We start from the raw sequence: 5929 nt of genomic DNA on the forward strand, positions 1-5929 counted from the left end.
CGGCACTTGCTGCCTGCGCGGTGCCTACACTGGTCGTGCTTTTGATCTGGATTCCGCAGGCGCTGGGCAGCCGTCGGCAGGTCAGTCATCGGGGCTTTCGCGTCGTTGGTCTCTGGCGCGATCGCCTGGCTTGGCAGGTGACGCTGTTCATGGGCCTGCAGTCGGCACTTGCCTATTGCATCTTCGGTTGGCTGGCGCCGATCCTGCGCGAGCGTGGCTTCGATGCGGCCACCGCCGGCGCCATGGTTTCGGTGTCTGTCATGGCGCAGGTCATCACCTGCCTCGCCGTGCCGTCCTTCGCGATGCGGCTGAAAGACCAGCGCGGCATCAATGTGGCGCTCGTTGCCACGGCGGTGATCGCGCTGCTCGGCATTCTGTTCGCACCGACCTCGACCGTGCTGTTCTGGGCGATCCTGCAAGGCATCGGGCAGGGCGGCCTGATCGCGGCTGCCATGAGCCTGATCGTGCTGCGTTCGCCGGATTCGCATGTCGCCGCGCATCTTTCAGGCATGGCGCAAGGCGTCGGCTATGTGCTGGCGGCATTCGGCCCGCTGCTGGTGGGCCTGATCCGCGACCGGACCGGCAGTTTTTCGGGAACGGCGTTCCTGTTCGTCGCGCTCGGGCTTGGCGTAGCCATTATGGGGCTCGGTGCCGGCCGCGCGCTGCATGTCGGTGCGCGGACGGTGCGAGAAGGCTAGCAATAGCGTCACGCAATCCCGCACGAAATTTTGACTGCCATGCTCAGGGAGCGCCTTGCCGTATAGGCTTGCGCGGATATGTATCGCGCATCTGTCGAACGGAGCGAGCGATGACGAAACACGACCTTCAGATCAAGACCAGGGATGGTGTTGCCAATGCCGGGCTTTTCCGCTCGGCAAACGCATCTCCTGCCAAGGCCGGCGTCATTCTCTATCAGGACGCCTTTGGTCCGCGGCCGGCGCTCGACAGTATGGCCGAGCGACTGGCGAATGAAGGCTATGCGGTGCTGGTGCCCGACCTGTTCTACCGCAATGCACCCTACGGGCCGTTCGACGCCAAGACCGCCTTCGCCGAGGAAAAGACCAAAATCCCGCTGATGGCGCTGGTCACCGGCACGACGCAGGACATGACCATCAGCGACAGCGGTGCGTTCCTCGATGCGCTTGCTGCCGAGGGTATTACCGGGCCGATCGGCACCATCGGCTATTGCATGGGCGGCGGTCGATCATTGAATGCGGCTGCAACCTATCCCAAACGGATAAAAGCGGCCGCAAGCTTCCATGGCGGCAATCTGGCCGGCGACGCCGCCGACAGCCCGCATCGCAAGGCAGCCTCGATCAAGGCGCGCGTCTATGTCGGCACATCCGGCGTCGACAGGAGTTTCCCGCCGGAACAGTCGGCGCGGCTGGTCGAGGCGCTCAGGGTTGCGGAAGTAGATCATGTCATCGAGAACTATGCCGGCATGGCGCATGGCTGGTGCGTGCCCGATCATAGCGTTTTCAATGCCGCGGGCGCGGAACGCCACTGGAAGCGCTTGACGACGTTGTTCGCAGAGACGCTGATCTGAGCCTTTGCCTGGCTGTTCTTGCCTGTTGGCTGTCCGCCCCGTTCGCGGTATCAGGCAGCACAAATGCGCTGCGCCGGATGAGTGGGCCGAGCGGGAACGAACAGCCTGATGCAATCCTATGATGTCGTGATCATCGGCGCGGGTGCCGCCGGAATGATGTGCGCCGTGGAGGCGGCCAAGCGCGGCCGTTCTGTGCTGATCCTCGATCATGCGGCGGCGCCTGGCGAGAAGATCCGCATCTCCGGCGGGGGCCGGTGCAATTTCACCAACATCCATGCCAGCCCGAAGAATTTTCTGTCGGGCAATCCGCATTTCTGCATTTCGGCGCTCAGCCGCTATACGCAACGCGATTTCATCGCCCTCGTCGAACGCCACCGCATCGCCTATCACGAAAAGACGCTTGGGCAGTTGTTCTGCGACGGCTCCGCACGCCAGATCACCGACATGCTGGTCTCGGAAATGCAGGACAAGGGCGCCGAACTGGTGCTGTCGACCAGCGTTGAGGATCTCCGCAAAACCGTGGAGGGGTTTGTGCTCACTCTCTCCACGGGCACGATTAGGTGCCAGTCTCTGGTCGTGGCCTGCGGCGGCAAGTCGATCCCCAAGATGGGGGCGACCGGTTTCGGCTACGAGCTTGCCGAACGGTTTGGGCTTGCCATCGTCGAAACGCGGCCGGCGCTGGTGCCGCTGACCTTCGACGCAAACACGCTCGAACGGCTGGCGCCGCTGGCCGGCAACGCCGTCGACGCGGAAGTCGCCTGCGGCAAGACGCAGTTCTCCGAAGCGATGCTGTTCACGCATCGCGGCGTTAGCGGACCATCCATCCTGCAAATCTCGTCCTATTGGCGCGAGGGCGACGAAATCCGCATCGCCATGCTGCCGGGAGTTGATGTGGCGGACCTCATTCGTAGTGCCAAGCGCGGTAATGGGCGGCAGGCGGTGCAGACCGTGCTGGCAAATCACCTGCCGAAGCGGCTGGCGCAGTCGATCGCCGAACGCACCGGGATCGATGGCAATCTCGCCGATCTTTCCGACGCCCAGATCAAAACCATAGCTGCCGCAGTCAATGACTGGCGCATCAAGCCTGCCGGTTCTGAGGGCTACCGCACCGCTGAAGTGACACTGGGCGGGGTCGACACCAACGGGCTGGACCAGAAGACGATGCAGGCGAAATCCGTGCCGGGCCTGTTTTTCATCGGCGAAGCCGTCGATGTCACGGGTTGGCTGGGCGGTTATAATTTCCAGTGGGCATGGTCGTCGGGCTGGGTGGCAGGCCAGGCAGCATAGACTTACTTCCGTGGCTTCGCCCCAGTAGCTGCCGGCGCCTTTTTCTTCTTTTTGGCCTTGTTGTAATCGATGGCGGCCCGGACGAGCTCTTTCAAAGCGCTCTCATTGAGCGTGTCGCCCTTGAACACATCGATAGCCCGCCACACCTTGCCGCCAAAACCATTGTTGAACAGCCTGTCGGGATCCGGCAGGCTGGCGCCATGGGAAAAGGTCAGCTTCACCTTGTCCTTGTGGGCGTTGCCGACCACGATGTTGCCGTCGAGGCACCATACCGGGCTGCCCATCCACTTCCACTCCTCGATGATGTCCGGGTCGGCTGCAAGGATGGTCTTGCGGATGTCGGCGAGCGTCTCGCCGCGCCAGTCCGAGAGACCGGCGATCAGCTGGTCGATCTGTTGCGAGGGGGTCATTTGCGTGTCTCCTGTGCGTCGACGCGTTCAACCGCTGCCTGTCACCAGCGCGCCAGTTGGGTAATCTGAACGAGGTTGCCGCAGCTGTCGTTCAGCTGGGCGATGGTTGAACCGGTCACCTCGGTCGGCGGCATGGTGAACGCGCCACCCTTCGCCTTGATGCGCTCGTAGTCGCCCCTGACGTCGTCGGTGAAGAACATGACCGCAGGCTGACCCTGCTGGAAGATGGCTTCCTGATAGGCCTTGGCGGCCGGGTTGTCGTTGAGCGCGAGCTGCAGTTCGGTTCCATCAGGCTCTTCAGCCGAGGTCACTGTCAGCCAGCGATAGGGCCCGTTGCTGAAATCGGCCTTCTTGGTGAAGCCCAGCACGTCGGCGTAGAAGCGCAATGCGTTTTCCTGGTTGTCCACATACACGCTGGTCAGCTTGATCTTCATCGCTCTTTCTCCTCTGTCGTATTCTTGCGTCTGTGGCCGCTACGGGGTCCAGCCGGGCAGGGCGGCGGCCTGCTTGATCCATTCCGCCATTTGCGCCTCGTCGAACCGGTCTTCGCGGATGTCGATCCAGCGCACATCCTTGCTCTTGGCCGTGCCGCCTGGTGGGATCGGTTGCAATGAGATGCCACTGAAAAAGGTCATCTTCACATAGTGGGTGAAGACATGGAAACTCGCGAACCAGCCCTGGCCTTCGATGCCGTAGAAGGGTGAGTTCCATCGCACGGCCTTGCGGACGTCAGGCACGTTGCCCACGATGAGCGCGTCGAGGCGCTCGCCCAGGCCGCGCTTCCAGTCCGGCATCGCAGCGATATAGGCCTGCACCGGGGCGTCGCCGTCGCCCTTGGCGATTTGCGGGTTGCCGCCGGAGAGCAGCACTGGCGCAGCCTTGGCCTCGGTCGATTGTCCCTGCGTCCTGGCCACTCTGCCCCACTCCCTATCCGCCGGCACGCTGCACGCCGCGTCCCTTGGCGGCATAGGGCAGCACGAACATGTACAGGCCGCTGAGCAGCAGCAGGAGGAGCGGCAGGAGCGGCGAGTAGACCACCCAGGCGGGAGGCTGCCTGAATGCCATGGTGGCGAAGTTGGCGATGACGGTCAGCGCAAAGATGATCGACAGCCAGCGATGCATTTGCCGAACCCACTTGTTCCAGTCCAATAGTTCCTCCTGTCAAAACAACCGGTGCGGACCACCGATCCGCACCTGCGAGTTTCAATCTATCCGCGCCAGGACCTGACTCAGATTTGCAAAGTACTGCCGCCACCCGCTCGTCGCGCCCCGATACGCCTGCTCCTGATCCGGCCGGAAGCCGGACTGTTCCATACGCAACCGGGTGCCTGTGCTGGTCGGCACGAGGGTCCAGGTGACGACACTCTCAAGGCCATAGGCCTGCCACGTGTAGGACAGTGTCTTGTTCAACTCGACGGCTGTTACCTGACAGTCCACAACGATGCTCACGTCAGGTTGCGGTTCCTTCCGCAGCTTGAAACGGTGGTCCACGACTGGCTTGAAGTCGTTCTTCATCAGCCATTCCTCGATCAGATGCGGTTGGGTCAGCGCGCGCCAGATTTTTTCCGGCGGATAGGGGATCTCACGTTCGACGATGACAGAGCGCGTTTCGGTCGCAATGTTGGTCATTGGTCCATTCTTTTGAGCAAATTTTCGAGATCGTCGAACCGGCTCTGCCAGAACGCGTTCATCTGGTTCGTCCAGTCGGTCAGTGGGGAAAGTGCTGCCAGTTGGGCGCTGTAATGGGTCTGCCGTCCTTGATGGCGGTCGCGCACCAGCCCGGCCTGCTTGAGCACGCCGAGATGCTTCGACACCGCAGGTTGAGAGACCCCCGACTGAGCCGTCAGGGCGCCGACCGTCTGCTCGCCTTGCCGGCACAGGCGCTCGAAGATCGCGCGACGCGTCGGATCGGAGAGCGTTCTGAAGAGGACATCGTGAGCGTTCGTCATCCGGGATCGATAACCCTGTGGCTATTGATTACGTATAACTGTCGAGATATGGATATGTCAAGCGGGGGTGTTGGCGGTCCCGATCCGGCGGTTTCCAAAAAAATCTTTCCATTGCCCCAAGGATTAGCCATTAGCGTTCGTCCAACAGGCAAATGATGGCGATGATGCTGGATGAGAGCGAAGCCTCCGACGCCGAACTGATCGGGCGGGCGAAGGGCGGAGACAGGAGGGCCTTCAGCACATTGCTGGAAAGGCACTATGACTTCGTCTATCGCGCCGCCTATCGCTGGTGCGGCAGGAAGGCCGATGCCGAAGACATCGCCCAGGAAGTCTGCGTCAGGCTGGGCAAAGCGATCCGCGACTATCGCGGCGGCGGCGCCTTCACCACATGGCTCTATTCCGTGACGATGAACGCCGCGCGCGACGTGATGAGAAAGTCCGCCCGCGAGACCGTGAAGACTGAGGCCTATGGCGTCCATGCACTGATCTCGGGCGAGGCGTCGGTCGAACCGGAAGACCCTGCCGAAGCGTTATGGGCGGCCGTCCGGCGATTGCCGGACAAGCAGCGCGACGCGGTGCTGCTGGTCTATGGCGAAGGGTTGAGCCATGCGGCCGCGGCCGAGGCGATGACAATCTCGGAGACGACGGTTTCCTGGCACATCCATGAAGCGAAGAAACGGCTGAAGACGCTGATGCGCGCGGCCGGGGAAGTGTGACCATGGTTGACGACAACGAAC

Annotated in this window: 9 protein-coding genes and 1 pseudogene; 4 read left to right on the top strand and 6 right to left on the bottom strand. The window is 62.2% G+C overall.

What is annotated here, in order from left to right:
* The 3 genes and pseudogenes from EN932_RS26920 to EN932_RS26930 all read left to right on the top strand — a co-directional run.
* Window positions 1-698: pseudogene (locus EN932_RS26920) on the top strand (cyanate transporter); the annotation flags it as partial.
* Between the two features lie 110 nt (window positions 699-808).
* Window positions 809-1546 (top strand): dienelactone hydrolase family protein, encoded by a 738-nt coding sequence (locus EN932_RS26925; RefSeq protein ID WP_127368724.1) that lies wholly within the window; start codon window positions 809-811, stop codon window positions 1544-1546.
* Between the two features lie 108 nt (window positions 1547-1654).
* Window positions 1655-2833 (top strand): NAD(P)/FAD-dependent oxidoreductase, encoded by a 1179-nt coding sequence (locus tag EN932_RS26930; RefSeq protein WP_127368723.1) that lies wholly within the window; start codon window positions 1655-1657, stop codon window positions 2831-2833.
* 2 nt (window positions 2834-2835) lie between these two features.
* Here EN932_RS26930 and EN932_RS26935 read toward each other — a convergent pair whose 3' ends face one another.
* From EN932_RS26935 to EN932_RS26960, 6 genes are read right to left on the bottom strand one after another with little or no spacing between them, the layout of a single operon-like run.
* Window positions 2836-3243, bottom strand: a complete 408-nt coding sequence (locus tag EN932_RS26935) for a DUF1801 domain-containing protein (RefSeq protein WP_024501305.1) — start codon at window positions 3241-3243, stop codon at window positions 2836-2838.
* Between the two features lie 41 nt (window positions 3244-3284).
* Window positions 3285-3677, bottom strand: a complete 393-nt coding sequence (locus EN932_RS26940) for a VOC family protein (protein WP_024501304.1) — start codon at window positions 3675-3677, stop codon at window positions 3285-3287.
* A gap of 39 nt (window positions 3678-3716) precedes the next feature.
* Window positions 3717-4157, bottom strand: coding sequence for a DUF1801 domain-containing protein (locus tag EN932_RS26945; RefSeq protein ID WP_064993719.1), 441 nt, complete (start codon window positions 4155-4157; stop codon window positions 3717-3719).
* A 13-nt stretch (window positions 4158-4170) separates the two neighbouring features.
* Window positions 4171-4392 carry a hypothetical protein gene (locus EN932_RS26950; protein ID WP_013531185.1) on the bottom strand — a complete coding sequence of 74 codons (222 nt, stop codon included), beginning with the start codon at window positions 4390-4392 and terminating at the stop codon, window positions 4171-4173.
* A gap of 54 nt (window positions 4393-4446) precedes the next feature.
* Window positions 4447-4872 carry an SRPBCC domain-containing protein gene (locus EN932_RS26955; protein WP_013531186.1) on the bottom strand — a complete coding sequence of 142 codons (426 nt, stop codon included), beginning with the start codon at window positions 4870-4872 and terminating at the stop codon, window positions 4447-4449.
* Window positions 4869-5192, bottom strand: coding sequence for a metalloregulator ArsR/SmtB family transcription factor (locus EN932_RS26960; protein WP_013531187.1), 324 nt, complete (start codon window positions 5190-5192; stop codon window positions 4869-4871). Before EN932_RS26960 ends, EN932_RS26955 begins: the two co-directional genes overlap by 4 nt.
* Window positions 5193-5347: 155 nt before the next feature.
* Here EN932_RS26960 and EN932_RS26965 point away from each other — a divergent pair, with 155 nt between their 5' ends.
* Entirely contained in the window at window positions 5348-5908 is a 561-nt protein-coding gene (locus EN932_RS26965) for an RNA polymerase sigma factor (protein ID WP_013531188.1), read from the top strand.
* Window positions 5909-5929 lie beyond the last annotated feature (21 nt).

The organism is Mesorhizobium sp. M7A.F.Ca.US.002.01.1.1, from assembly GCF_004022955.1.
Lineage (GTDB): Bacteria > Pseudomonadota > Alphaproteobacteria > Rhizobiales > Rhizobiaceae > Mesorhizobium > Mesorhizobium ciceri.